A 24,452-nucleotide genomic window follows, 5' to 3' on the forward strand; every position below is an offset into this window, starting at 1 on the left:
TCCTCGCCCCGTCAACTTCTGCATCCACCCCGCTGGTCGTCCCATAAACACCTTCTCTATAACGGTGTTGCGACGACCGGTTGAATCCGCCCTGGTAGCGCTGGTACGAGCCGTACTGCAACTCGGTGAAGTTGCCCGCGTTGTCGATCAGCTGGATCGCGCTGTCGGCATTGCCCCGGTTCTGCTGCGTGTAGCGGTAGGCGGCGCGTACGTTCCAGTCGGGCGTGGCGGCCCAGCTCAGTTCGGTGCCGATGGATTTGATCTCGGTTTCGTAATACGAGCCGCGCGACGACACACGCTGGCTGCCGTCAATGGCGCGCGGCGTGCGCACGAACTCTGTCACCGGCACGCCAAAGTCCTGGCCCGGGATGATGCCGTAGTACGCGCCCTGCACGTTGCGTTGCATGTACAGGCCATCAAACGACCACTGCAGATCCGGCGTGATGCGCGCATCGAGCGCCAGCGATGCGGAGTCGCGCTTGATATGGCCGCCGTCGACAAAGGTGTCGCCTTCTTCGTGCACCACACCCAGGCGCGCGCCCAACGCCTTGGTTGGGCCGAGGCGGCCGCCCACATCCACCGATTCCTTGAGCGTGCCGCCGCTGGTATAGCCGAACGTGGCGCTGCCGCCAAAGGTATTGCTCGGGCGCTTGGTCACAAAGTTGGCAATGCCGCCCGGCGTGCCGAAGCCATACATGAAACCCGACAGACCCTTGAGCAGTTCCACGCGCTCGAAGTGTTCGAGCGGCACGTCGCTGCCCCAGTTGGGTACGGCCAAGCCGTCGACCTTATAGCCCTCCAGCAGGTCGAGCTGCAGGCCGCGAATGGTGATGTTCGATGCCTCGCCGATGTAGCCGTCGTTGTTGGCCGTGACTGCCGGATCGCCCTTGAACACCTCGCCGATGGTCTGCGCCTGGCGGTTCTGGATCAGCTCCTGCGTGGCGACGTTGATCGTGAACGGCGTGTCGAGCAGGGGCTTGTCACCCAGCGCGCCGGTGCTGGCCTGCTTTGCACCATAGGCGGCAGGTTTGGCTGCGCTGACTTGCGTGGCGGGCAGGTCGACCTCCGTGGTGGTCTGCTGTGCCAGCGCCGATGCGCCAGCACCCATGGCGGCGGCTGCCAGTGCGAGCCGGCGCACCAGCGGTGTTGGGCGAACGCAGACGGTAGAACGGCGTAAAGCGGGTGGTAAAGCAGCGGCTCGCATGATCAAGCTCCCCTGGGTCAATGTTGTGTACAGGCGTGCGCAGTCCCGCGCGTGCCGGCGGGCGGCAAGCGCGCAGTCCTGTGCGGGTTGGTTGTGGTTTCTTGGAGCGGCGCGTGTGGAGCTATTGCTCTGCGGCGACGCTCGGGTGCAGGTCTTTGCCGGCGCGCGATTCACGCACCGGCATGGCCCAGACGGAATCAGGCGCACCGTGGCGCGCCCGGCGCAGCGTCGCACGCGCGAGGCCGGCAAAGCCGCACGCGAGCGCCAGTGCGCCCAGGTCGAAACCGGCCACCATCCAGTCGCTGCGCGCCATCGCGCGCAGCAGGTGGTCGCCGGTGACGACAGCATTGGTGATGGGGGCGAGCACCGCTGCGAGGGCGGCAGCGCTCAGCAGTTCAACGGCGCCGCGTGCGGGCGGCCGCAGCATCGCCCAGGCGATCGCCGCGAAGAACACGGTGTAGTACGTCACACCGGCTGAACGCTCGGGCCACAGCAGCGCCGCTGGGAACGCCGCCATCACGCCGACGCAGCACCCGATGCACACGCCAACCGTGGCGCGCGCCAGCAGTTGATGCAGGCGCGGCTGCTCGGCCTTGCGTTGCTTGCGGCGCGATTCGATCCACAGCAGGTTGCCCGAATAGAAGACGAACGCGCCGGCCAGCCCCATCACCAGATACACGAGTCGCAAGACGATGTCGCCGTAGGTGCCGAAGTGCAGGCCGTAGACCAGGCTGTAGATGGCATGGTTGGTGTCGCGCGCATTGGGCGTCTGGTTGCCGACGAGCTTGCCGCTGTTGGGCTGGTTGGCAGCCGCGCGAATCGCCACCGAACCGTAGTCGCCCACCGCTCGCGTGCTGCTGCCGCGTACTTCCGCCACTGCGTTCGCATCGCCAATGTGCTGATAGTGGATCGACTTGGCAGTGAAGTTCGGGTCGGCCACTTCGCGGGCGCGCTCAAGCAGTTGCTCGGCCGGCAACATCGGCGCGGCGCGGTGGGCGGCAACCACCGTGCCGGCCGCCGTGGTCACGCGCGGCACCGCATCGAACAGCTTGCCGTTGAGCGCCACCGTGTTGAACACGCTCATCAGCACGATGCCCAGACACAGCACCGGCGCGGTGATCGCAAAGATCAGGTGGAAGGGCAGGCTGAACAGTCCCAACACGTTGTGCATGTCCATCCAGAAGCGCTTGAGGTTGCGCCCCGGCCGCACGGCAAGCAGATCCTTCTTCAGGCGCGGCAGGTGCAGCAGCACGCCCGAGATGAGCGCCACGCCGTACAGCACAGAGATCCCGCCCATGAAGTACATGCCCGGCTCTTCCAGTCCCAGCGAGTAGTGCAGCCGGTTAAGGAAATTGGCCAGTTCGCCCTTCGATGGCTCGATCGACAGGTCTTTCGGCGAGGTCTTGCCGGCGGCCAGCCTACTGCCGGTCGTCATCTGCCAGTCGCCCTTGTTGTTCTGCCAATACGCGGAGAACTCCGGCTCGCCCTCGTTGGGGAAGATGACGTACGCGCTCGCGGCAGCAGCCGGATGCGTGCGCACCAGCGTGTTCACGAAGTGATCGATGTCGGCCGGCTTGGTGGCAACGGCGGCATGGTTGGCGCGGAGCGGGTTCTGCCACGCGTGCAACTCTTCATGGAACACCGTCAGCGCGCCCGCAAAGAAAGCGATGAACAGCGCCCAGCCGGCCATCAGGCCCACCCAGGTATGCAGCGTCTGATACAGACGTAAGGTCGTCGATTTCATGGCAAGGTCAGGCCACCATCAGGCGCGGCAGCCACAGCACGCCGAACGACAGCACGTTGGCAGCCGCCAGCACGGTCCACGCACGGGCGCTGGTGGGAAACAGCACGCTCAGGCTGATGATCACGGCCCACAGCGGCAGGCAGGCGAGCAACGCCCCGATGACACCGGTTTCCCAGCCGTGCGGCAGCCACAGGATCGCCAGCGTGCACAGGGCGATCGACAGCGGCAGTCCCAGCACCGTGCCGGCCAACCATTTGGTGCCCATGCCGTTCATGACCGCGCCTCGCTGCCTGCACGCCGTTGTTGGGTCCACGCGCCCAGCATGGGCCACAGGGACAAGGCACCCGTTACCACCAGCGCCACCGCGATTACGGCTCCCGCCCAGCCCAGCACGTCGCTCCACAGCACCACGGCAATGACCGACAGCGCAACGGCCGCGCTGCACAGCACGCGCCCGCGCAGGGGCGAGGCTGGCGCGAGCAGTACTTGATTGGGCGCGGCCGCATACAGGCAGCCCGCCGCCAGCAGCCCGAGCAGGAGGGCAATACCGTGCATGGCAGCCTTCAATTTAATTAATAATACAAATGATAATGATTCGCATTAAAATAAACAAGCCGAGGCAGGTTGCTTCGTAAGGGAAGGGCGATGGAATGAGCATGCGCCGGCACTCGTCGCCACCGCATGCCCAATTGTCAGGACAGTGCTGCCTCGACAAAGTGCAGCCGATCCTGCCCCCAGAACATCTCGTCGCCGACAAAGAATGTGGGCGCACCAAATACGCCGCGCGCCACGGCCTCTTCGGTCGTGTTGCGCAGCGTCTGCTTGATGCGGTCGTCCTGCACCAGCTCCAGCATCAGCGCGGGGGAGATGCCTGCCGCCTCCAATACCGCGGCCAGTTCCTGCAGATCGCCGAGATTGCGCGGATGCTCGAACATCGCGCTGAAGATGGCTGCGAGGTAGCGGTGGAATTCCGCATCGCTGCGCAGCTGCATACCGACCGCACCGCGCATCAATTGCAGCGTGTTGATGGGGAAGTGCGGGTTGTGCTGGATCGGCACGCCAAAGTGTGTTGCCCAGCGTTCCAGATCGATGTTGGAGTAGCGGCCCTTGGCGGGAATCGTCGCCGGGCTGCTGTTGCCTGTGGCCTGGAATACGCCGCCCAGCAACATCGGGCGCCAGACTATCTCCGCGCCCTTGGCTTGCGCGATCTTTGGCAACTGGTGATACGCGAGGTAGCTGTAAGGGCTGCCCACATCGAAGAAGAATTCGACCTGCTTCATGCGTGTGTCTCCTGGTGTTGTGATGGGCTTGGAACGTCAACCGGTTCCTACCAGGGCTCGATCCACGGCCGTAGGTCGAGTTCGTGCGTCCACGCGTCGCGCGGCTGCGTGTGCAGATACCAGTAGTTCTCGGCGATGTGCTCGGGGTTGAGGATGCCGTCCTGCTCTTTCAGGACGTAGCGCTCGGGAAAGTTCTCGCGGATGAATGCGGTGTCGATGGCGCCGTCGACCACCACATGCGCCACGTGTATCCCCTTGGGCCCAAGTTCGCGCGCCATGCTCTGCGCCAGCGCCCGCAGCGCGTGCTTGGCGCCCGCGAATGCCGCAAAGTTGGCTGCGCCGCGCATGCCAGCCGTCGCGCCTGTGAAAAGGATCGTGCCGCGCCCGCGCGTGACCATGCGCTTGGCCACTTCGCGCCCCGCCAGGAAGCCCGAGAAACACGCCATCTCCCAGATCTTGAAGTACTTGCGCGCGGTCTCTTCCAGGATGCTGCTTGGCACGTTGGCGCCAATGTTGAAGACCATCACCTCGATGGGGCCGACGTCGCGCTCGATGTCGTCGACCAGCTTGATGACGTCGTCTTCCTTGCGCGCGTCGGATGCAAAGCCGTGCGCCTGCCCGCCTTCCGCGCGAATCGCCTCCACCAGCGGTTGCAGCTTGTCGGCTGAGCGGCGCGTCACGCAGGCGACGTAGCCCTCGCGCGCAAAGCGCCTGGCGATGGCCCCGCCCGTGGCGTCTCCCGCCCCGATGACGAGGGCTGCCTTGTTGCTTGTCTCCATGTCCACCTCGTTTATAGAATAACGATCGTTACGGAAAACAAACTTATGCTACTGGTTGCATAGTGTCAAGCCGGAAAGTGCGGGGGGGAAAGATGCGATACCAGCCGGGTCACAAGGAAGACAAGCGCAAGGAGTTGCTGAAAGCCACCGCACGCAAGGTGAAGGTGAACGGCTTTGCTGCGACCGGTGTGGATGCGCTCGCGCAGGCGGCCGGCATGACCAGCGGCGCGTTCTACAGCCACTTCGGCTCCAAATCCGATTGGCTCAAGGCGCTGATCGAGGCAGAACTGGCCGCCAGCCGCGAGATGTGGGCCGGCAATCCGCACGACACGGCAGACGATTGGCTGCGCTTCGAGCTTGACCGCTACCTGTGCCTGGCTCACGTGAAGCATCCCGAAGCAGGCTGCGCCGTGCCCGGCCTTGCCGCGGAGATTGCGCGCGCCGATGCCTCCGTCCGCGAGCTGTATCAGGAGGAAATGCGCAAAGGACACGCGATCCTCGCGCAGCGCCTGGGTGACGACGATGCCGCGTGGGCGATGATTGCGCAGTTGGTGGGCGCCATCCATATCGCGCGGGCCATGCCCGACGAGGCCATGCAGCGCATGATTGTCGAGGCGAGTAAGCGGTTTCTGCAGGACGCGGTGACGCGCCTCGTCGCCAAGTCCTAACGCACGATGCGCGCTACTGCAGATTGCCCCAGCGCGGCACGGCGGGCTCGGCGTTGGCCCATTGCCATGTGTTGCCGTTCTGGCACGCGTAGATCGTGTAGCCAGCCCCGGGTGCGTTTTTGGGTGACTTGGCTTCCAGAACGGTAAGGACGGCTTCGCGGCAGGTGGCCAGCGGTGTCGTGAACGTGCGTACCAGCACAACCTGGCCGTGCGCCTTGGTCAAGCCCATCATGCGCTCGAGCGACCAGTTGAGCGAAGGCGTGCTGTCACTCAACCGCCCGACGGCCATGGCCAGCGCATCCTGCTCGCTGGCGGCCCATTTGCGCGTTGCGTATTTGATGGACGCATCGGTCGCGGCGTTGACCGATACCGCCACGCCATAGGCCACCGCCGGGTTGCCTGTGACGGTGCCGGTGGCCACGCCCGCTGCGGCGCCGGTCAACGGGCCGACCGACGAGCAGCCAGCCATCAGGCCCGCACACGCTGCGACAAGCCAGCGTGTGCGGCTCATTGCAGCGATCCCCATCGCGCCGTGGCCGGTTCTGCCGTCGCCCACTTCCATTGCTTGCCGTCATGGCAGATCGACGCGACGAAGAAGTCGACCTTCGCTGCGCCGTCTTCCATTCCGTCCACGGTAAAGAGGATTTCCTTGCAATTGACGAGCGGCCCGTTGATCGAACGCGTGACCACCACGCGGCCGTGTTCGTCGGGCTCCAAGGGGATGCGGTGCTTGATCTGCCAGTTGCCGACGGTGTTGTCGACCAGCGCCCCGGCGATCTGCGCGATGTGGTCTTGTGTTTCGGTGTGGATGACGCGCTGGCTGTGCTGCAACGCGGCCCGTGCGCCGGCCTGTACGCCCAAGCCGATGCCGGTGGCCACCGCGGCGTTGTCGGTCACCTTGGCGGCAAGGGCCGCACCGCCGATACCGGCCGCGGTGGTCGTGCCTTCCGACATCAGCGAACTGCAGCCGCTGAGTGCCAACATGCTCAGGACGAGCGCGCTGCCCAGCATGCGGGCAGATGCGAACCGTGGTGTGCGCATAGGTGGACTTTCCAATCTGCAACAGAGCGCATTCTAAAGGACACAGCAGCCCGCAAACGGCGATGCGGCGCGGTTTCTCACAATTGTTTTGAGTTGCTGCGGCGCGCCGTCGCACATGTTCAGCCAGCGCAGAGCGCCTTTAGCTGCGTGGCCAATGCGTCGAACACCACCCGCACCCGCGTTGGCACCGGCCCTCGCTGGGGGCGATAGACGTGGAGTGTCCAAGGTGCGGGTTCGAACCGCCGCAGCACGCGTACCAGTTCGCCGCGCTCCACCTGCGGGCCAGCCAGGTACTCCGTGGTCTGCGTGAAGCCGAGGCCCGCACAGGCCGCCTGTATCTCAGTTTCCGGGTCATCCGTCACGAAGACGGTGCGGTGAGGCTGGAGCTGGGTGTCGTCGCGGAATGCCCACGGCCAGGCGCGGCCGTCGCTGCGGTTGATGAGTGTGGTGACGGGCAGCTCCAGCAGCGCATCGAGCGTCCTGGGTTCGCCCACGCGGGCAAGTAGCGCGGGCGCAGCCACCACCCACAGCGCTACGCTACCGGCCGAGCGCGCCACGAAGCGGTTGTCCCCGATGAAGCCAATGCGTACCCCCACGTCGATCTGCTCATCCACCACGGCGGAAGGCGCGTCCGACAGGCGAAGGTCTGCGACAAGGCCCGGGTGTTGCTGCATCAGTGCCGTCAGCACGGGCATGACATAGGTGCGCCCCATGTGCGCAGCCGCCGTGACACGTACGATGCCGCTCGCCTCCGTCGCCTTGGCGGAGGAACGGTCGAACAGGCCATCGACAGTCTGCAATGCGGCCTGGGCCTGCGCGGCAAGGTCTTGCCCGTAGCGGGTGATCTGCACGCTGCGCGTGTTGCGATGAAAGAGCGTCTCGCCCAGCGTGTCCTCCAGCTCGCGCACCGCCCGCGTGACGGCCTGCGGCGATACGCCCAGCCGTGCAGCCGCCTCGCGGAACGTCGGCGCGCCGGCGGCCGCAGTGAAGATGCGCAGCAGTTCGAGGCGGTCTTGCATGGCGTTGTTGTATTCCAGAAATGGGAATTTTGTTTGCCGGATTATTCCATTTATTTGTCGTGTTGGCCTACCCATACTTGGCTCCAAGCCTGGCAGCGCGGATGAACCGAGCGCCAGATCACAGACCTACGGCAAGGAGCCGGCAATGAACGCAGCAACGCAAATCAACACGCAATCCACGCAATCCGCACAGCTCAAAGACAAGGTTGCGCTCGTGACGGGCGCCAGTTCGGGCATCGGGCACGCATCCGCGCTTGAACTGGCCCGGCGCGGCGCCAAGGTGGTCGTGGCGGCACGGCGCAAGCCGGAACTCGACGCGCTGGTCGAGGCCATCCGTGCGCAAGGCGGCGAGGCAGCCGCCGTTGAAGCCGATGTCACGCGCGAAGACGACATCCGCAAGATGGTCGACTTTACCGTCGCCACCTACGGGCGCGTGGACATCGCCTTCAACAACGCCGGCACCGAGGGCGTGTTCGCACCGCTCACCGAGCAGACCAACGTCACCTACGACAAGGTGTTCGACCCCAACGTGCGTGGCGTCTTCCATTCGATGAAATACGAGGCGGAAGTGATGCTGCGCCAAGGCGGGGGCAGCATCATCAACAACGCGTCGATGGGCGGTGTGATCGGCTTTGAGAATGCGGGCCTTTACATCGGCACCAAGCACGCGGTGATCGGCATGACGAAGACGGCATCGATCGAATGGTTCCGCCGCGGCGTGCGCGTCAATGCGCTGGCGCCGGGGCTGATCGAGACGCCGTTCCACCATCGCGGCATCTGGCCGTCGGCACAGGCAATGTATGACTTTGCCGCGGGCACACCGGCCGGCCGGGTCGGCAGTGCACAGGAGATGGCAACCATCGTGGCCTTCCTGGCTTCGGACGATGCGAGTTTTGTGTCGGGCCACGCGCTGGTGGCGGATGGCGGCTACTCGGTCGCTTGATGCGGGTGCCTATGCGGCGGGGCGTTCGCTCTCGCCGCACATCTGCCGACGATAGCGCTCCGGCGAAAACCCAACCTGCTTGCGGAACATCGCAATGAACGCCGACGGTGTTCCATAGCCGAGCGCGAGTGCAATGTCCTGCACCGATCGATCTTCCTTGAGCCACACCAGCGCCCGCAGCAGGCGCACGCGGTTGCGCCATTGCACGAAGCTCATGCCGAGTTCGGTCTGGAAACGTCGCGCGAGTGTGCGTTCGGTGCTGTGCACGCGTTCGGCCCATTGCTGCAGCGTGGTGATGTCGGCAGGGTCCAGGCGGATGGCGTGCAGGATGGGCTCAAGCTGGCGATCGGTGCTGTCGGGCAGGTAGCTGTCGGTATGGCCGGCGCGCACCAACGTTTCCACCAGCAACTCGAACTGGCGCAAGTCCCACGCGTCAGCCATGGCGGTGACGCGGCGGGTGGCGAAGTCTTCGAAGAGCGCGCGCACCAGCGGCGTCTGCGGAATCAGGCAGGCCATGGGCGGCAGCCGCTGCGCAAGCGGTTCGGCCATGTACAGCGAGAGGAAGTCCGTTGCCTGCCGAATCGATGCCGAATGCGGCTGGTGGGCCGGCACCCAGATCACGTATTCGGCAGGCGCCGTCAGGCGGCGGCCATCGACCACCACCTCCATCAACCCCAGGCTGATGCGGTTGATCTGGCCCCACGGGTGCGTGTGCGGCTCGATATCGGTTTCGGGCTCGAAATGGTCGTAGCGAAAGTAGAACGGGGCACCCTCGGGCACTCGCAGATCGGCTTCGCGGTAGGCGGTGTACATGGTGTCGGCCATGGTTGTCGCTTTCGAGCGGTGATGTTGTCCGGTTTGAAGTATATGTTTTGAACCAGACATTACTACACTGCCTCCTTCCATTGCTCGAGGAGGCCGTCGTGCCTGTGCTGTATCCCTTGCTGGCGGTGCTGATCTGGGCCGCCAACACAATCGTGTCGAAAGCCGCGGCGGGTGTGGTGGACCCGGCGGCCATTTCGTTCTACCGGTGGTTGCTGGCGGCCATCGTGCTCACGCCGTTCTGTGCGCGGCCGCTGTGGCGTCAGCGTCAGGCTGTGCTAGCGCAGTGGGGGCGCTTTGCGGTGCTCGCGCTGCTCGGCATGGTGATGTACCAGTGCCTGGCGTATTACGCCGCACATAGCACGAGCGCGACCAACATGGGCGTGATCGGGGCGTTGATCCCGATGCTGGGGCTGATTCTGAACGTGGCGGTGTTTCGGCAACCGGTCGGGGCGCAGGCGGTGACGGGCGTGGTGGTATCGCTCTTGGGCGTGCTGTACCTGCTGGGGCGCGGAGTGCCCGCCAACCTGTTCGATGGCGGCATCAACCACGGCGACGTGCTGGTGCTTGCCGGCGCCACTGCATACGCGCTGTACAACATCCTCTATCGCCGCTGGGCGCTGCCGTTCGGGCAGTGGATCAACCTCTACGTGCAGGTGCTGCTGGCCGTCGTGATGCTCGTGCCGGTGGCCATGACGGCGCACACCCTGGTTGTGCCTGCCAAGGGCATCGGGCTGGTGGTATTTGCGGGCATCGCCTCGTCGATCGTCGCGTCGTATCTGTGGATGCAGGGGCTGAAGCGCATCGGCAGCGAACGCACGGCGGTGTTGATGAACCTGATGCCGGTCTTTACGGCGGGTATGGCGGCGGTGATGCTGGGAGAGACGGTGCACGGCTATCACTGGATCGGCGGCGGCCTCGTCCTGCTGGGCGTGAGCCTGGCGCAAGGCATCGTTCGGCTGCCGATTGGCCGTTCGGGATTGAGCGCCCGTTAGTTTTTTTCGGCCGCGCGGCGTGGGGGTTGGCGGTAAAATCGAACACGTTGGCGGGCGCGTGACGGCGCCCGTTCCGTGTTCCAGAACCACTCTCGCCAGACCATCATCAGACCATGAAGCGCAACGCCGGAGCTGTCACCGTCGATGATGTTGCCGCGCATGCGGGCGTGTCCATCAAGACCGTCTCGCGCGTGCTGAACCACGAGCCCAACATCAGCGAGAAGACGCGTGCGAAGGTGGTCGAGGCGATGCAGACGCTCGATTACCGGCCCAACCCGGCGGCGCGGCGCCTGGCCAGCAAGCGCGCCGATATCATCGCGCTGGTCTACGACAACCCCTCCGACAACTACATCGTCAACATTCAGCACGGCGCGCTCGAAGCCTGCCAGGCACTCGACTACAGCCTCCTGCTCACTCCCTGCAACTACCGCGACCCGAATCTCGCCGAGCAGATCATCCAGAGTGCGCGCCAGCGTGCACTGGCCGGCATCATCCTGACGCCGCCGGTGTCGGACGTGCCATCGCTGATCACGGCCCTGGATGACGCCGGCATTGACTACGTACGCCTGGCGCCGGCCGATCGCGAGCACAAGGGGTTATCCGTCAACACCGAAGACCGCGCCGCCGCACGCGACATGACGCTGCACCTGATCGGGCTCGGCCACCGCCGTATCGGCTTTGTGGTCTGCGATCCAGACCACGGCGCCGCGTACCAGCGCGTGTTCGGTTATCGCGATGCGATGGCGCAAGCCGGCATCGAAATCGACGAACGCCTGGTGGAGCAGGGCGAGCACTCGTTCGAATCCGGCGTGGCCTGCGCTGAACGGCTGCTGTCTTGCGAGCCGCGCCCCACCGCCATCTTTGCCGGCAACGACGACATGGCCGCCGGTGTGCTGCGCGTCGCGCAGGCACGCGGCATCAAGGTGCCGGAAGAACTTTCCATTTGCGGTTACGACGACACGCCGCTCTCACGCCAGCTCTGGCCGGCCCTGACCACCGTGCGCCAGCCGATCCAGGCAATGGCACATGCCGCAGTGGAACAGCTCGTCGCCATTCATCGCCCGCATCTGCCGGGGCTGAAGCCGCACTCCGTGCACGAAAATTTGCAGTATGAGTTGGTGATTCGGGAATCGACTTGCCCGCCGGTGCGTTGAGTTAGGCGGGCTGCCTGATCAACGCATACAAATCATCCTGCGGGTCATAACCAATCAACTCGCGACCCGTCTCCAGGCCCCAATCCATTCCGCGGTTGTTCGACACGCCATTCACGACGATGGCCGGTGCGGGCCAGCGCGCCGGGTCGGCTGTGATGGAGCAGAGGAACAGCCGGCGCAAATCCTCGTTCGACAGCCACATGTTGCGGAACCAGCGCAGCGCGATGCGGCTGGCTTCATCGGGCAGTTCGGTGGGGACGGGCGTGTCAGCGGTGCCGGAGTAGTTGATGTCGTTGGGGTCGTTCTCGTCGGGCAGTGCCCAGCCGATGCGCAGCGACACGATCGACAGTTTTCCGCCTGCGGCCGCGGACACCGCTGCCGTTGCTTTGCATAGCCGTTCGCCCATTGCCTTGGACGTCCCGTAAGCGAGCGAGTAGACGTCTTCGGTGCCGTTATTCCAGCGTGTGCCGGGGGCAGGGGGCAACTCGGCGGTGAGTTTGCCGGGGCCGATGGTGACGGCCAGGGGTTGGTCCTTGTACGCGCCCATCGCATGGTTGGACGAGGCGAACACGAAGCGCCGCACGCCGTTGGTGGCCGCGGCTTGCAGCACGTTGAGCGTCATGCCGTAAGAGGCCAGTGCTTGCTCCCAGGTGGCGTCCGGCGTGGAGTGGATAGCGGCCAAGTGGATGACGGCATCGACGTTGCTCAGCAGATCGGTCCATGCGCCATCGGCTTGTGTGAGGTCGGCCTTGACCCATTGGAAACGCTGGGCCGCTTGCGGCGAAAACTCAACGTTCTGTGCAACCCAGTCGACGCCGATGATGGATGTACACCACGGGGCAGAGGCGAGTGCCTCGACGACCTTGCGGCCCAGGTTGCCGGCTACGCCGGTCACAAGAACGCGAGCAGGGGTTTGGTAGTCAGCCACGATGTCGGATTCCGTTCGGGATGAGGAAAAGAATGGGGCGACCGGCGGCTGGCGCTGCAACACCATGGCGCCGCCGTGTCGTTCCAGATCAGGAAAGGGCCCGGCACGGGCCCTGGAGTTATGTGGCGTCTGCCGACGTCAGCCGCGGACGTTAGCCGCGATTCGAGCCCGACAGCACGTCGATCAGCACCGCGACCACCAGCACCACGCCTTTGACGATCATCTGCCACGAGGCGTCGACGTTCATCTGCTGCATGCCGTTGTCGAGGCTCGCCATGACGAGTGCGCCGATCAGTGCACCGTACACGGTGCCTGAGCCCCCGCGCATCGACGTGCCGCCGATGAAGCAGGCGGAGATGGCATCCAGTTCGCCGCCCACACCGGCGGAGGGCGAACCTGCCGCTGAACGCGCGGTGGTGATGATGCCCGCGAACGCGCACATCAGTCCCATCAGCACGAACACCAGCAGCTTGACGCGGCCAACGTTCACGCCGGACAGGCGCGTGGCCTCCATGTTGCCGCCCACTGCATAGACGTGACGGCCGAACACGGTTTGCGTAGCGACGTACGAGAAGACGGCCAGCAGCACCAGCAGGATCAGCACCGGCAGCGGCACGCCGCTGGCGTCGTTGAGCACCGCGACGAAGCCAAACGAGGCGGCAGCGATGGCCAGCAGCTTCAGCGCGTCAGCCCACATCGGCGTGAGCGAGAGCGACAGGCGAGCACGCTCCCGACGGCGGAGCACGGTCAGCACAACCGAAGCGGCAACGATGACGGCGGCCAGCGACCACGACAGCCACGCCGGCACGAAGCTCTGCGCGAGGTTGCCGAGGTCATCGGGCACCGGGGCGATCGTCACGCTGTCCGTGCTCCACTGCAGCAAGCCGCGGAAAGCCAGCATGCCGCCCAGGCCAACGATGAACGACGGCACGCGCAGCTTGGTCGTGATGAAGCCGTTGACCACGCCGATGGCCGCGCCCGCCACGAGCACCGTGCCCACGGCCAGCCACGTGTTCCACCCGAGGTTGACGGTGAGGATGGCGACCAGCCCGCCCAGCAAGCCGAGCAGCGAGCCGACCGAAAGATCGATCTCCCCCGCGATGATGACGAACACCATGCCGCAGGCCAGCATGCCCGTCACCGACATCTGCAGGAACAGGTTGGAGATGCTGTTGGGCTTGAGGAACGTGCCGTTGGTCTGGAACTGGAAGAAGATCCAGATGAGCGCCACGGCCAGCAGCAGGGCCAGTACCTTGTAGCGCACGAACAATTGCTGGATGGCGCGGCCGTCCAGGCGCGGGCCGCCACCGCTACCGTTCTGGCGGGCGAGTTGGGATTGCAGGATATTGGACATGGCAATTCAAGCCGCTTGGCGGCCGGGTTCAGCGTTGATTGCAGCAGCCAGGATGCGCTCCTGGGTCAGGCCTTGATTGACGAAGTCGCCGCGCAACTGGCCTTCGCCGATGACCAGGACACGATCGCTCATGCCCAGGATTTCCGGCATCTCGGAAGAGACCATGATGATCGCCATGCCGCTGGCGGCCAGGTCGGCAATCATCTTGTAGATGTCGTACTTGGAGCCGACGTCGACACCGCGCGTGGGTTCATCGAGGATGAGCACCTTCGGCATCGCCAGCACCATCTTCGTGACCACGGCCTTCTGCTGGTTGCCGCCGGAGAGGCTGGCAATCGGCAGTGCCGGGCTGGCGGTCTTGATGCGCAGGCGTTTGATTTCGCGGTCGACCGTGGTGAGTTCGGCGCCCTTGTCGACACGCATGCCGCGCGCGTATTGAGCCAGCGTGGCAAGCGTGATGTTCTCGCCGACGGCCATCAGCGGGACGATGCCGTGGCGCTTGCGGTCTTCGGGCACCAGGCAGATACCGTTGGCAATTGCCTGTGCGGGCGTGTTGACCTTGACCGGCTGGCCGTCCATGAAGATTTCTGCGCTGGAGCGGCCGGGGTAGGCGCCGAACAGCGCGGACACCATCTCCGTACGCCCCGCACCCACAAGGCCCGCAACGCCGAGAATCTCGCCGCGGCGCACGGCAAAGCTCACATTGTCTGTCCGCTTGCGGTTGGGGTTGGTGACGTCCCAGCAGGTGACGTTGCGCGCTTCCATCACCACTTCGCCGACGGTGTGCTCCACCTTGGGGAAGAGCGAGGTCATTTCGCGGCCGACCATCATCGTGATGATGTTGTCGATGGTCATGTCGGCGGCGGGGCGCGTGCCGATGTGCTTACCGTCGCGGATGACGGTGACGGTATCGCACACGCGCTTCACCTCATCGAGCTTGTGCGAGATGTAGACGCACGCCACGCCGCTGCGCTTGAGGTCGTCAATGATGGACAGCAGCACCTCGATTTCCTTGGCGCTGAGCGATGACGTCGGCTCGTCCAGGATCAGCAGGCGCGCGTTCTTGGCGAGCGCCTTGGCAATCTCGAAGAGCTGCTGGTGGCCGCTGCCGTAGTTCATCACGGGCGCGGCCACATTCACGTCGGTCAGGCGCAGGCGGGCGAGGAGTTCTTCCGCCTTGGCGTGCATGGCGTCGTAGTCCATGCGGCCCCCCGGCTTGGTGATCTCGTTGCCGAGGAAGATGTTCTCCGTGACGGAGAGCTGCTGCACCAGCATCAGTTCCTGATGGATGATGACGATGCCAGCGCGCTCGCTGTCGCGCACGGAATGCGCGCGCAGCGGCTCACCGTCCCACAGGATCTCGCCTTCGAAGGTGCCGTAGGGGTAGACCCCCGACAGCACCTTCATGAGGGTCGATTTCCCGGCGCCGTTCTCCCCGCACAAACCGACGCACTCGCCGGGCTTCACTGCCAGGCTGACGCCGTCGAGCGCGCGCACACCGGAGAACGACTTCACGATGTTGCGCATCTCGAACAGGGTGCCGTTACTGCTCATGGCGTTCTCCTACTTACTACAACTGACCACTGACGACCGACCGCTGCATCGACGGCTTACTTGCCGAAGATCTGCTGATGCGTATAGAAGCCGTCCTTGACGACGGTGCTATCCAGGTTGTCCTTGGTCAGCAGCGTCGGGGTCAGCAGCACCGTGTCGACATCCTTCTTGCCGTTGTTCAGCTTGGTGTTGAACTTCGGCGTCGTGCCCTTCACGAAGCCGACGGCCATCTCGGCGGCGGTGCCGGCAATTTCCTTGATGGGCTTGTACACCGTCATGGCTTGTGTGCCTTCGGCCACGCGGCGTACGGCGGCCAGGTCGGCATCCTGGCCCGACACCGGCACCTTGCCCGCGAGCTTCTGGCGTGCCAGCGCCTGGATGGCGCCGCCGGCCGTGCCGTCGTTGGAGGCGACGATGCCCTGGATGTTGTTGTTGTTCGCGGTCAGTGCGTTCTCAACAATGTTCTGCGCCTTGGATGGGTCCCATTCCGGCGTCCACTGCTCGCCGACGATCTTGATGTCGCCCTTGTCCACGTAGGGCTTGAGGACCTTCATCTGGCCTTCGCGCAGCAGGCGCGCGTTGTTGTCGGTCGCGGCGCCGCCCAGCAGGAAGTAGTTGCCCTTCGGTGCCAGCTTGACCACGCCCTGCGCCTGCAGCTCGCCCACCTTCACGTTGTCGAACGTCACGTAGCCGTCCACGTCCGCGTTCAGGATCAGGCGGTCATACGACACGACCTTGATGCCCTTCTTCTTGGCGCTGGCGATGGCATTGCCCAGCACCTTGGAGTTGAACGGCACGATCACGAGCACGTCGACGTTCTGCGCAATCAGGTTTTCGATTTGGGCGATCTGCTTGGCTTCGTTGGCGTTGGCCGATTGCACGTTGACGGTCGCACCCAGCTTCTTGGCCGCTTCGACAAAGTAGTCGCGGTCGTGCGTCCAGCGCTCGACGCGCAGGTCGTCGATCGAGAAGCCGATCACCGGTGCTTCCTTGCTGGCGTGGGCCGACGTGGCGGCGAAGGTGAGGACCGCCGCAGCGGCCAGGGTGTTCAGTACGCGGGAAATCATCAGAGGTCTCCTGTGGTGCATCAATGCGGCTTAGAACGTGACGCCGGTCTTCAGGCCGACGACGAAGGCATTCTTGTTTTGCGAAGTGCCGCCCGGATGAAGGATGTACTGCAGATTAGGACGGAAGTACACAGACTTCACTGGCGACCAGCTGTAGTACAGCTCGCTCACATACTCGTAGCCGTCACCCACCACGGTATTGGCGCCGGTGCGGGCGTTCGTCTGACGGACGAAGTCGGCATAGCGGCCATTATTGTGCGTGGCGCCCACTGCGAAGCCGACGGTGTCGGACAGGCGATCGAACGGTCCCTTGTACTGCACGCCCACCGAGATCTGGTGATCGGTCTGGGCGGTGTTGCGATCGGCTTGCGAGAAGTTCAGGAACACCGTTGCACCGCGTCCATCGGGTGCGCCCGTGATCTGCTGCTGCAGGTTCAGGTAGGCGCCGTACTGGCCGTTGCGCTGCTTTGCGTCCAGACCCGTGATGCCGCGCGCGTTGCCGTTCACGTCTTCGTACAGGTCGCGGCCGTTGGAGGTGTTGTACCAGACGCCTGCGCGGTACGTGCCCGGACGGCCTTCGATGGTGGGCATCCAGCCGAACTCCAGCGGGATCAGCGCGCCGGTGGTGCCGCCGGGGTTGTTCAGCTTCCAGCCGTTGCGGCGGGCCCAGCCGTCATCCACGTAGTTGGGGTTGACCTGGTACACGCCGATCTGCGCGTAGGTTTCGGCCGAGGTGTGCACCTTGGCGCGTGCGCCCCACTGGCTGGTCGGCCAGTTCACCCAGTAGCCGCCCACCAGGTTGCCCGGCTGCGAACCGCAGAACGTCAGGTTCTGGAAGTCGCACGAGAACGAGAAGAAGTCTTCGCCCACCGTAACGCGGCCGGCCTTGATTTCCAGGCGGTCGTTGAGCAGCTTCTGGTTCAGCCAGAACTGCGTCAGGTGCCAGGTCTGGCCGCGGCCATAGACTTCCTGGATCAGCATGTTGTTGCCGATGTTCGCATCGGAGCCGAGGTTGCGGCCGTTGCGATCCGTGACGGTGGCCTGGAATGTGCCGCCTTTCCAGCCCCACAGTTTCTGCAAGTCCAGCGCCGTGCCGATCACCCATTGATCGGTGTAGCGCGTGAGGTGCTCGGTGCCACCGCTGAAGTTGTGCGCAACTTCACTGCCGTAGCCGAGGTTGAAGGTCACGCCCTGTTCGGCCAGGCGGGTGCGCAGGCCACCCCAGTCGCCCAGCAGATAGGGGCTGGTGGTGACGTCATACGCGTGAGCGCTGGCGGCGCCGAGCGCGAGTACGGCAGCTGCAATGGCTGACGCGCCGACGCGTTGACCAAAGCGCTTGTTGCGGGATTGACGACGTGCGGCCGGACGTGCGGCTTCAAGCTCCATGGACTGTCTCCTGATATTGGACCGTCTGTCATGCATGACAGCGGTGTCGGCGTTCTCTTCTGAATAGTGTGGCGGGCCGACGGACGCAAGAATGGCCACAATTGACAGCGCTGTCAATCTCGGGGTTTGCCCTAGTCCGAGGGGTGTCTGCAACGCCTGGGAAGGCTTGCCGGATGCATGTTGCGATGCGGAAATTGTGTGCAGCGGGCGCAAGCGTCGCCCCGGGCGCGGCGCTGCGTGCATGGCATCGACCTTGCTCATGCTGCGCGCTGCTTTCTCAACCCATCGGAGGTGCCGATATGCAACGCGAAGATGTGACCGACCTGATCGTCCTGCAGAAGATCAAGAAGCAATTGAGCTGGGCGCAACTGGCCGAGGTGATCGGCCACAGCAAGGAGTGGAGCACGGCCGCGCTGCTCGGCCAGATGACGCTGACTGCTGCGCAGGCGCATGCCGTGGGCGCGGCGCTGGACCTGCCGGAAGAGGCGATCGCGCTATTGCAGGTGCCGCCCTACAAAGGATCTCTGCCGACGGCGGTGCCGACTGATCCGTTGATCTATCGCTTCTACGAACTCGTCAGCGTGTACGGCACGACGTTCAAGGCGCTGATCCACGAAGAGTTTGGCGACGGCATCATGAGCGCGATCGACTTCAACATGGACCTCACGCGCGAGCCCGACCCGAAGGGCGATCGCGTGCGCATCGTGATGAGCGGCAAGTTCTTGCCGTACAAGACCTACTGAGCCGTCACGCGTCGCCGCCGCTGTCGTCATGTTCATCGATCAGCGGCCGATTGCGACGCGGCATCTCCGAATCGAGCACGAGGCGGCCGTGCACGCGGCCCTTCATGCGGGTGACGTGATGCGTGCAGTCTTCCATGTGCGTGCTCATGAGTTCGCGCACGGTTTCGGCGTCGCGCGCGCGGGCCGCGTCCAGAATCTGTCGGTGGAACTTGACGTTGGACGCACCGAACTTGGCGTGGTCCTTAGACGAGGTTTCATTGCCGAACACCACAAGCTGCCGAATCATTTCGTTGATCAGCTCGCAGCAGAACCGCAGCATCGGGTTGGGGTTGGCGGCGGCCAGGATGTCGTGAAAGCTGAGGTCTTCCTGGCGCTGATCGAGTGGCGCGGCGGCCTTGGTCGAAGCCGGATCGCACAGGTCGATGGTGTGTTCGAGCGCGCGGAAATCGTCTTCCGTCAGGTGTGGCACGGCCCCGGCGGCAAGCTCCGGCTCCAGCAGGCGGCGCACGGTGTAGACGTCTGCGATGCCGATGTCTTTGAAGAACAGGTAGTTCTGCATGAGCTGGAACGTGCGGTCCAACGGCACCTCGACGATGGTGCCGCCGCCGGCGGGCCCGGTGCTCACGCTCACCAGCCCTTGCACTTCCAATGACTTGAGCGCTTCGCGGATGGTGCCCTTGCTCACGCCGAAGGTCTCCTGCAGCTTGACCTCCTGCGGGAGCTTGTCACCGGGCTTGAGGTTGCGCTGCGTGATCAGCCGCTTGAGTTCTTCGGCAACGAGGTCGGCGCGCTTCTGTTTGCGGATGCCGATCGACGCCGTCTTGCCTGCTCCGAGTGTGGCCATGGATGTCCGTTCCTTGTTGCGCGCATTCTAACTGCGGGGTTGTGCCGTTCGGCTACCCGACGTGGTGCATGCATGCCCTTCGATCGTGCGCACGCACCGCATGTCCGCATCATCGCCCGGCACCTTAAATCGCCCCACACCTTGGCGTAAACACCGAGTTCTTCGCCGTTGACGCGGCGCGGACGCGGCTTCTATGATGATTTCGCCTATTTATCATAACAAATATAAGAAACTGGTCTGGTTCTTGCTCGGCTCCACGGTCGGCGAAAACCTCGCCGGTCAGGCTAGGAGGAAGCCGCCCCCGGTGGCTCCAGGCGCTTGTTGTGTCCCATACACGAACCCCAAGGAGTGCGCTTTGAATCGTCGAGATTTGCTCAAACTGGCGGCGCTGTCCGCCGTGCCCGCGTCGTTGCTGCAGGCCCGCCTTGCGTGGGCGGCCGATGCCATCGAACTGGGCTGCCCGGTGCCGATGTCAGGCCCGTTCGCTGCCAACGGCAAGTTTGCCGACCTGGGCATGAAGCTGGCCGTGGAGCAATACGGCAAGGTGCTCGGCCGACCGCTGGCGTACAGCGTGCTCGACACCGAAGGCAAGCCCGCCACGGCCGTGCGCAAGGTGCAGGAACTCGCGCAGCAGAAGAATGCGCGTTACTTTGCGGGCGGCATCCTGTCTTCCGAGTCGCTGGCGATGGGCAAGGAGGCGGAGAAGTTCGGCGGCGTCTTCATCACCACCGCCGGGGCAGATGAGATTACCGGCAAGGATTGCAACCGCGCGACGTTCCGCTGGTCGGTGCCGACCTACGGCGCCATCGAGCGCACCGTGCGCCCGCTGATCGAATCGATGCCCAAGGCCAAGCGCTGGTACACCATCACGCCTCAGTACGTGTTTGGCGACGGGCTGCTCTCGGCGGCCAAGAACATCTTCAAGGAAAAGGGTATCGAGCATGTGGGCAACAGCTACCACGCGCTCACCGAAAAGGAATTCAGCGGCTACCTCACCAACGCGATGGCCGCCAAGCCGGATGTGCTGCTCATCCTCAACTTCGGCTCGCAATCGTCCGACACGCTGCGCCAGGCGGTGAGCTTCGGCATGAAGAAGAACACGACCATCCTGGTGGCGTGGGCCTCGGGCCTAGAGCAGTTCGAATCGCTGGGCGCCGATCTGTGCGATGGCGTGTACTTCGGCGCGCAGTACTGGCACGACGTGGATACGCCTGCCAACCGCGATCTCGTCAAGCGCACGCAGGCCGCGTTCAAGACCAACCCGAACTACAGCCTCGCGGGCTCGTACACCTGCACCAAGATTCTGCTCGACGCGATGGTCAAGGCCGGCAGCGCCGATCCGAAGGCCGTGATTGCCGCGCTGCAGGGCATGAAGTACGACGGCCTGACGGGCCCGGAAGAGATTCGCGCGGCCGACCACCAGGTGCTCAAGAACTACTACCTGCTCAAGGGCAAGCCCAAGAGCCGCATGAAAGACAAGGACGACTTTGCCGACGTGGTGTCGGTTGGCAAGGCGTTCCTGCCGGTCGAACAGACGCAGTGCAAGCTGGCCTGATTCGCCACGCGCCCGGCTTCAGCGCATGAAGCGCGGGTGCCTGTCTTCCTGAGTGCCAATTCGGTCAACGCAATGAACGTCTACCTGCTGCAGGTCGTCAACGGCGTGGGGATCGGCATGCTCTACTTCCTGCTGGCGGTGGGGCTGTCGATCATCTTCGGGCTGTTGCGCTTCGTCAATTTCGCCCACGGCGCGTTCTATGCGCTGGGTGCGTATCTCTGTTTTCAGGCCCTGCAGATGGGCATGAATTTCTGGCTCGCGCTCGTGCTGGCGCCCATCGTCATCGGCGTGCTTGCGTGGGTGACGGAGAAGGTGCTGCTGCGCCACGTGTATGCGCAGGCGCACGAGTTCCACATCGTCGTCACCGTGGGGCTGGCGCTGGTGGTGCAGGAACTCATCATCGTGGCGTGGGGGCCGTTGGGCGTGGATGTGCCTGCGCCCGATGCGCTGCAGGGCGTGGTGATGTGGGGCGATTTCGTCTATCCCAAGTACCGGCTGTTCGTGATCGGTTTTACCGCTGTGCTGGCCCTGGGGTTGTGGTGGCTGCTGGAGGGCACGCGGCTTGGCAGCGCGGTGCGCGCGGGGAGCGAGTCTACCGAGATGGTGTCGCTGCTCGGTATCAACGTGTTCCGCCTGTTCAGTCTGATGTTCGCGCTGGGCGCGGCGACGGCGGCGGTGGCCGGTGTGCTGGCAGCGCCCATTCGCGGCGCGGAGCCCTTCATGGGCGTGGAGGCCCTCGGCGTCGCTTTCGTTGTTGTGGTGGTGGGCGGCATGGGTAGCTTTGCGGGGGCGCTGGTCGGCGGCCTGCTGGTGGGCATCGTGCAAAGCCTGATGAGCACGCTGTGGCCCGAGGGCGCGCGGCTGATGATCTACGTGGCGATGGCAGCCGTGCTGCTGCTGCGCCCGCACGGCCTGCTGGGGAGGGGATGATGCAAGCCGCATTCCATGGACTCGCGCGCCACCGCTTCTGGTGGCTGGCGCTGGGCGTGACGCTGGTGCTGCCGCTGGTGCTGATGTCCGGCACGTTGGCCACCGAAGTGCTGGTCTACGCGATGGCCGTGATGGCCTGCAACGTGCTGCTTGGCTACACGGGGCTGCTGTCGTTCGGGCAGGGCATCTTCTTCGGACTCGGCAGCTATGCCGTGGGCATTGGCCTCACGCAACTGGCGCTGCCGATGCCGGTGGCGCTTGCTCTGGCCGTCGTGGTGGGCGCGATCGTGGCAGCGGTGGTGGGGTGGTTCGCCATTCGCCAGCGCGGCACGTACTTCGTCATGCTCACGCTGGCCTTCTCGCAGATGTTCTATTTCCTGGCCTACACCACGCCGTCGCTCACGGGCGGCGATAACGGCCTGCTCGACATTCCGCGTCCGGCGTTTGCGGGCTCGCCGTGGGCGTTCTACACGTTCGTCGCGGTGCTGTTCCTTGTCGTGTTCTTCCTGGTGCAGCGCGTGACGGAATCGGTATTCGGCCGCACGCTGCTGGCGATCCGCGATAACGAAGAACGCGCGCTTGCGGTGGGTTACAACGTGCGCGCGTTCAAACTGCTGGCGTTCGTCATCTCCGGTGCCGTGACCGGGTTGGCCGGCGCGCTGCACGCCATGCTCACGGGCATCGCGCCGCTGGCCAACATCGATTACCACGTCAGCGAGATGATCCTGGTGATGACCGTCATCGGCGGTACGGGCAACGTGTTTGCCTCGGTGCTGGGGGCGGCGTTCTATGTACTGCTGTCGGACTGGCTCTCCAGCCTGTGGCCGCGCTGGCTCATGTTGCTCGGCTTCCTGCTGATCGCGGTGAGCCTGTTCATGCAGCGGGGGTTGTTCGGGCTCGGACAGAAGCTGTGGCAACGCGTGCGTGCCCCGCGTAACGCAGCGGCGGTGCAGGAGGAGCGCGCATGACCACCACGCCCATCCTTCAAGCCACCGGCATCGTCAAGCAGTACGGCAAGTTCACGGCGCTGGGCGGCGTCGATTTGCGTGTGATGCCGGGCACGGTGCACTCCGTCATCGGCCCGAACGGCGCCGGCAAGACCACGCTGTTTCACATGCTCACGGGCACCCGCATGATCACCAGCGGCACCATCGTCTTCGATGGCCACGACGTGACGCGCGAGGCCGACTACCAACGCGTGCAGCGCGGCATTGCACGCTCGTTCCAGGTGACGAGCCTGTTTCCGAGCCTTTCCGTGCGCGAGAACCTGCGGCTTGCGGCACTCGGTACCACGCCGCGTCGCGCCATGCACGGTTGGCGCCTGCCGCAGGGTGCTCTGGCCTGCACCGATACGGTGGACCGTGTTCTCGATCGGCTTGAATTGCCACGCCTGGCCGACACGCCGGCCGCCGCCCTCTCGCATGGCCAGCAGCGTCGGCTGGAGGTGGGCATGGCACTGGCCGCCAATCCGCGGGCGATTTTTCTCGACGAGCCGACCTCCGGCATGGGCGTGGACGATCTGCCTGCCATGAAGGCGCTCATCCGCGGCCTCGCGCATGACCATACGGTCGTGCTGATCGAGCACAACATGGACATCGTCATGGACATCTCCGACACCATCACGGTCATGCAGCAGGGCAAGGTGCTGATGGAGGGCACGCCCGATGCCGTACGGGCGGACCCACGCGTGCGCGCCGCGTATCTGGGCAACATGATCACGGGAGGCAAGAAATGACGACGATCCTCGACGTTGCAGACCTCCACGGCTACTACGGCAAGAGCCACGTGCTGCAGGGCATGGCGCTGTCGGTGGGCGAGGGCGAACTGGTGACGCTGCTCGGCCGCAATGGCGCGGGCAAGTCGACCACGCTCAAGACGATTGCCGGCGTGGTGGCGCCGCGCGGGCATGTGCGCTTTCTGGGCAGGGACATCGCCGGACAACCGGCGCATCGCATTGCCGCGCAGGGTTTGTGCCTCGTGCCGGAGCATCGCGGCATCTTCAAGCTGCTGACGGTGGAGGAGAACCTGAAGCTCGGCGCGCGGCGCGATTCGCCGTGGCAACTGGCCGACATCTACCGCATCTTCCCGCGCCTGCACGAGCGGCGGCGCAATGGTGGCGCCAACCTCTCCGGTGGCGAGCAGCAGATGCTGGCCATCGGCCGCGCGCTGATGAACCACCCGCGCCTGCTGATGTTGGACGAGCCGGTGGAAGGTCTGGCGCCCGTCATTGTCGAAGAGATCGTCGCGCAGTTGAAGATGATCAAGGCCGCGGGCGTGTCCATCCTGCTGGTCGAGCAGAACCTGGAGGTCTGCACGCAGTTGGCCGACCGCCACGTGATCATCGAACAGGGCCGTGTGGTCTACACCGGCAGCAACGAAGCCTTCCGCACCGACGACGCCGTCAAGGACCGTTACCTTGGCGTCGGCCTGGCCGCATGAATC

26 protein-coding genes are annotated in these 24,452 nt (G+C 64.7%); 10 read left to right on the forward strand and 16 right to left on the reverse strand.

Features of this window, described 5'->3' with window-relative positions:
- The 6 genes from R2N16_RS09565 to R2N16_RS09590 all read right to left on the reverse strand — a co-directional run.
- Positions 1-1,204: TonB-dependent siderophore receptor (locus R2N16_RS09565; RefSeq protein ID WP_316665423.1), on the reverse strand; the 1,204-nt coding region annotated here is incomplete at its 3' end.
- 121 nt (positions 1,205-1,325) lie between these two features.
- A complete protein-coding gene (locus tag R2N16_RS09570; protein ID WP_316665424.1) occupies positions 1,326-2,948 on the reverse strand; it encodes a PepSY-associated TM helix domain-containing protein in 1,623 nt (540 codons plus the stop codon).
- Positions 2,949-2,955: 7 nt separating this feature from the next.
- Positions 2,956-3,222 carry a hypothetical protein gene (locus R2N16_RS09575; RefSeq protein WP_316665425.1) on the reverse strand — a complete coding sequence of 89 codons (267 nt, stop codon included), beginning with the start codon at positions 3,220-3,222 and terminating at the stop codon, positions 2,956-2,958.
- Positions 3,219-3,503, reverse strand: a complete 285-nt coding sequence (locus R2N16_RS09580; RefSeq protein WP_316665426.1) for a hypothetical protein — start codon at positions 3,501-3,503, stop codon at positions 3,219-3,221. Before R2N16_RS09580 ends, R2N16_RS09575 begins: the two co-directional genes overlap by 4 nt.
- 137 nt (positions 3,504-3,640) lie before the next feature.
- Positions 3,641-4,228 (reverse strand): 2-hydroxychromene-2-carboxylate isomerase, encoded by a 588-nt coding sequence (locus R2N16_RS09585; protein WP_316665427.1) that lies wholly within the window; start codon positions 4,226-4,228, stop codon positions 3,641-3,643.
- Between the two features lie 47 nt (positions 4,229-4,275).
- The gene (locus R2N16_RS09590; protein ID WP_316665428.1) at positions 4,276-5,007 is read right to left on the reverse strand and encodes an SDR family oxidoreductase; all 732 of its coding nucleotides are present in this window, start codon (positions 5,005-5,007) and stop codon (positions 4,276-4,278) included.
- A gap of 92 nt (positions 5,008-5,099) precedes the next feature.
- On the opposite strand from R2N16_RS09590, the gene R2N16_RS09595 reads away from it, so the two are divergent.
- The gene (locus R2N16_RS09595) at positions 5,100-5,675 is read left to right on the forward strand and encodes a TetR/AcrR family transcriptional regulator (protein ID WP_316665429.1); all 576 of its coding nucleotides are present in this window, start codon (positions 5,100-5,102) and stop codon (positions 5,673-5,675) included.
- A 13-nt stretch (positions 5,676-5,688) separates the two neighbouring features.
- On the opposite strand, the gene R2N16_RS09600 is transcribed toward R2N16_RS09595, so the two are convergent.
- From R2N16_RS09600 to R2N16_RS09610, 3 genes are all read right to left on the reverse strand, one after another.
- Complete coding sequence (locus R2N16_RS09600) at positions 5,689-6,186, reverse strand: hypothetical protein (protein ID WP_316665431.1); 498 nt, start codon at positions 6,184-6,186, stop codon at positions 5,689-5,691.
- Entirely contained in the window at positions 6,183-6,716 is a 534-nt protein-coding gene (locus R2N16_RS09605) for a hypothetical protein (protein ID WP_428984110.1), read from the reverse strand. The genes R2N16_RS09600 and R2N16_RS09605 overlap by 4 nt, the downstream gene beginning before the upstream one ends.
- 119 nt (positions 6,717-6,835) lie before the next feature.
- Positions 6,836-7,735: a LysR family transcriptional regulator gene (locus R2N16_RS09610; protein WP_316665432.1), complete on the reverse strand. Its 900-nt coding sequence runs from the start codon at positions 7,733-7,735 to the stop codon at positions 6,836-6,838.
- A 145-nt stretch (positions 7,736-7,880) separates the two neighbouring features.
- Between R2N16_RS09610 and R2N16_RS09615 the strand changes: the two genes are divergently transcribed.
- Positions 7,881-8,678, forward strand: a complete 798-nt coding sequence (locus R2N16_RS09615; protein ID WP_316665433.1) for an SDR family NAD(P)-dependent oxidoreductase — start codon at positions 7,881-7,883, stop codon at positions 8,676-8,678.
- A gap of 9 nt (positions 8,679-8,687) precedes the next feature.
- On the opposite strand, the gene R2N16_RS09620 is transcribed toward R2N16_RS09615, so the two are convergent.
- Positions 8,688-9,503, reverse strand: coding sequence for an AraC family transcriptional regulator (locus R2N16_RS09620; RefSeq protein ID WP_316665434.1), 816 nt, complete (start codon positions 9,501-9,503; stop codon positions 8,688-8,690).
- Between the two features lie 98 nt (positions 9,504-9,601).
- Here R2N16_RS09620 and R2N16_RS09625 point away from each other — a divergent pair, with 98 nt between their 5' ends.
- Together R2N16_RS09625 and R2N16_RS09630 are read left to right on the forward strand one after the other, a co-directional pair.
- Positions 9,602-10,495 carry a DMT family transporter gene (locus R2N16_RS09625; RefSeq protein WP_316665435.1) on the forward strand — a complete coding sequence of 298 codons (894 nt, stop codon included), beginning with the start codon at positions 9,602-9,604 and terminating at the stop codon, positions 10,493-10,495.
- A gap of 113 nt (positions 10,496-10,608) precedes the next feature.
- Complete coding sequence (locus R2N16_RS09630) at positions 10,609-11,649, forward strand: LacI family DNA-binding transcriptional regulator (protein ID WP_316665436.1); 1,041 nt, start codon at positions 10,609-10,611, stop codon at positions 11,647-11,649.
- A gap of 1 nt (position 11,650) precedes the next feature.
- On the opposite strand, the gene R2N16_RS09635 is transcribed toward R2N16_RS09630, so the two are convergent.
- From R2N16_RS09635 to R2N16_RS09655, 5 genes are all read right to left on the reverse strand, one after another.
- Positions 11,651-12,577, reverse strand: a complete 927-nt coding sequence (locus R2N16_RS09635) for an NAD-dependent epimerase/dehydratase family protein (RefSeq protein WP_316665437.1) — start codon at positions 12,575-12,577, stop codon at positions 11,651-11,653.
- 151 nt (positions 12,578-12,728) lie between these two features.
- The gene (locus tag R2N16_RS09640; RefSeq protein WP_316665438.1) at positions 12,729-13,931 is read right to left on the reverse strand and encodes a sugar ABC transporter permease; all 1,203 of its coding nucleotides are present in this window, start codon (positions 13,929-13,931) and stop codon (positions 12,729-12,731) included.
- 6 nt (positions 13,932-13,937) lie between these two features.
- Positions 13,938-15,485, reverse strand: a complete 1,548-nt coding sequence (locus tag R2N16_RS09645; protein ID WP_316665439.1) for a xylose ABC transporter ATP-binding protein — start codon at positions 15,483-15,485, stop codon at positions 13,938-13,940.
- Positions 15,486-15,541: 56 nt separating this feature from the next.
- The gene (xylF, locus tag R2N16_RS09650) at positions 15,542-16,552 is read right to left on the reverse strand and encodes a D-xylose ABC transporter substrate-binding protein (RefSeq protein WP_316665440.1); all 1,011 of its coding nucleotides are present in this window, start codon (positions 16,550-16,552) and stop codon (positions 15,542-15,544) included.
- 30 nt (positions 16,553-16,582) lie between these two features.
- On the reverse strand, positions 16,583-17,938 hold the full coding sequence (locus R2N16_RS09655) for a carbohydrate porin (RefSeq protein WP_316665441.1): 1,356 nt from the start codon (positions 17,936-17,938) through the stop codon (positions 16,583-16,585).
- Positions 17,939-18,237: 299 nt separating this feature from the next.
- On the opposite strand from R2N16_RS09655, the gene cynS reads away from it, so the two are divergent.
- Positions 18,238-18,681, forward strand: coding sequence for a cyanase (gene cynS / locus R2N16_RS09660; RefSeq protein ID WP_316665442.1), 444 nt, complete (start codon positions 18,238-18,240; stop codon positions 18,679-18,681).
- A gap of 4 nt (positions 18,682-18,685) precedes the next feature.
- Here the strand turns inward: cynS and R2N16_RS09665 are convergent, their stop codons facing one another.
- Entirely contained in the window at positions 18,686-19,525 is an 840-nt protein-coding gene (locus R2N16_RS09665; RefSeq protein WP_316665443.1) for a FadR/GntR family transcriptional regulator, read from the reverse strand.
- A 355-nt stretch (positions 19,526-19,880) separates the two neighbouring features.
- Between R2N16_RS09665 and R2N16_RS09670 the strand changes: the two genes are divergently transcribed.
- The 5 genes from R2N16_RS09670 to R2N16_RS09690 all read left to right on the forward strand — a co-directional run bounded on the left by R2N16_RS09670 (position 19,881) and on the right by R2N16_RS09690 (position 24,449).
- Positions 19,881-21,080, forward strand: coding sequence for an ABC transporter substrate-binding protein (locus R2N16_RS09670; RefSeq protein ID WP_316665444.1), 1,200 nt, complete (start codon positions 19,881-19,883; stop codon positions 21,078-21,080).
- Positions 21,081-21,152: 72 nt separating this feature from the next.
- Positions 21,153-22,010 carry a branched-chain amino acid ABC transporter permease gene (locus R2N16_RS09675; RefSeq protein WP_316665446.1) on the forward strand — a complete coding sequence of 286 codons (858 nt, stop codon included), beginning with the start codon at positions 21,153-21,155 and terminating at the stop codon, positions 22,008-22,010.
- Positions 22,010-22,978: a branched-chain amino acid ABC transporter permease gene (locus R2N16_RS09680; RefSeq protein WP_316665922.1), complete on the forward strand. Its 969-nt coding sequence runs from the start codon at positions 22,010-22,012 to the stop codon at positions 22,976-22,978. The genes R2N16_RS09675 and R2N16_RS09680 overlap by 1 nt, the downstream gene beginning before the upstream one ends.
- Positions 22,975-23,745 (forward strand): ABC transporter ATP-binding protein, encoded by a 771-nt coding sequence (locus R2N16_RS09685; protein WP_316665448.1) that lies wholly within the window; start codon positions 22,975-22,977, stop codon positions 23,743-23,745. Before R2N16_RS09680 ends, R2N16_RS09685 begins: the two co-directional genes overlap by 4 nt.
- Entirely contained in the window at positions 23,742-24,449 is a 708-nt protein-coding gene (locus R2N16_RS09690) for an ABC transporter ATP-binding protein (RefSeq protein ID WP_316665449.1), read from the forward strand. The genes R2N16_RS09685 and R2N16_RS09690 overlap by 4 nt, the downstream gene beginning before the upstream one ends.
- The last annotated feature ends 3 nt before the right edge of the window (positions 24,450-24,452 follow it).

It is taken from the genome of Ralstonia psammae (assembly GCF_958405935.1).
In the GTDB taxonomy this organism is placed as follows: Bacteria; Pseudomonadota; Gammaproteobacteria; order Burkholderiales; family Burkholderiaceae; genus Ralstonia; species Ralstonia psammae.

Bases quoted from the DNA above. Each gene is read 5' to 3' on its own strand.
- R2N16_RS09610 (WP_316665432.1), bottom strand. From the start codon at position 7,735: ATGCAAGACCGCCTCGAACTGCTGCGCATCTTCACTGCGGCCGCCGGC.
- R2N16_RS09600 (WP_316665431.1), bottom strand. From the start codon at position 6,186: ATGAGCCGCACACGCTGGCTTGTCGCAGCGTGTGCGGGCCTGATGGCT.
- R2N16_RS09585 (WP_316665427.1), bottom strand. From the start codon at position 4,228: ATGAAGCAGGTCGAATTCTTCTTCGATGTGGGCAGCCCTTACAGCTAC.
- R2N16_RS09615 (WP_316665433.1), top strand. From the start codon at position 7,881: ATGAACGCAGCAACGCAAATCAACACGCAATCCACGCAATCCGCACAG.
- R2N16_RS09620 (WP_316665434.1), bottom strand. From the start codon at position 9,503: ATGGCCGACACCATGTACACCGCCTACCGCGAAGCCGATCTGCGAGTG.
- R2N16_RS09580 (WP_316665426.1), bottom strand. From the start codon at position 3,503: ATGCACGGTATTGCCCTCCTGCTCGGGCTGCTGGCGGCGGGCTGCCTG.
- cynS (WP_316665442.1), top strand. From the start codon at position 18,238: ATGCAACGCGAAGATGTGACCGACCTGATCGTCCTGCAGAAGATCAAG.
- R2N16_RS09685 (WP_316665448.1), top strand. From the start codon at position 22,975: ATGACCACCACGCCCATCCTTCAAGCCACCGGCATCGTCAAGCAGTAC.
- R2N16_RS09605 (WP_428984110.1), bottom strand. From the start codon at position 6,716: ATGCGCACACCACGGTTCGCATCTGCCCGCATGCTGGGCAGCGCGCTC.
- R2N16_RS09680 (WP_316665922.1), top strand. From the start codon at position 22,010: ATGCAAGCCGCATTCCATGGACTCGCGCGCCACCGCTTCTGGTGGCTG.
- R2N16_RS09590 (WP_316665428.1), bottom strand. From the start codon at position 5,007: ATGGAGACAAGCAACAAGGCAGCCCTCGTCATCGGGGCGGGAGACGCC.
- R2N16_RS09595 (WP_316665429.1), top strand. From the start codon at position 5,100: ATGCGATACCAGCCGGGTCACAAGGAAGACAAGCGCAAGGAGTTGCTG.
- R2N16_RS09675 (WP_316665446.1), top strand. From the start codon at position 21,153: ATGAACGTCTACCTGCTGCAGGTCGTCAACGGCGTGGGGATCGGCATG.
- R2N16_RS09690 (WP_316665449.1), top strand. From the start codon at position 23,742: ATGACGACGATCCTCGACGTTGCAGACCTCCACGGCTACTACGGCAAG.
- R2N16_RS09630 (WP_316665436.1), top strand. From the start codon at position 10,609: ATGAAGCGCAACGCCGGAGCTGTCACCGTCGATGATGTTGCCGCGCAT.
- R2N16_RS09665 (WP_316665443.1), bottom strand. From the start codon at position 19,525: ATGGCCACACTCGGAGCAGGCAAGACGGCGTCGATCGGCATCCGCAAA.
- R2N16_RS09640 (WP_316665438.1), bottom strand. From the start codon at position 13,931: ATGTCCAATATCCTGCAATCCCAACTCGCCCGCCAGAACGGTAGCGGT.
- xylF (WP_316665440.1), bottom strand. From the start codon at position 16,552: ATGATTTCCCGCGTACTGAACACCCTGGCCGCTGCGGCGGTCCTCACC.
- R2N16_RS09575 (WP_316665425.1), bottom strand. From the start codon at position 3,222: ATGAACGGCATGGGCACCAAATGGTTGGCCGGCACGGTGCTGGGACTG.
- R2N16_RS09645 (WP_316665439.1), bottom strand. From the start codon at position 15,485: ATGAGCAGTAACGGCACCCTGTTCGAGATGCGCAACATCGTGAAGTCG.
- R2N16_RS09655 (WP_316665441.1), bottom strand. From the start codon at position 17,938: ATGGAGCTTGAAGCCGCACGTCCGGCCGCACGTCGTCAATCCCGCAAC.
- R2N16_RS09570 (WP_316665424.1), bottom strand. From the start codon at position 2,948: ATGAAATCGACGACCTTACGTCTGTATCAGACGCTGCATACCTGGGTG.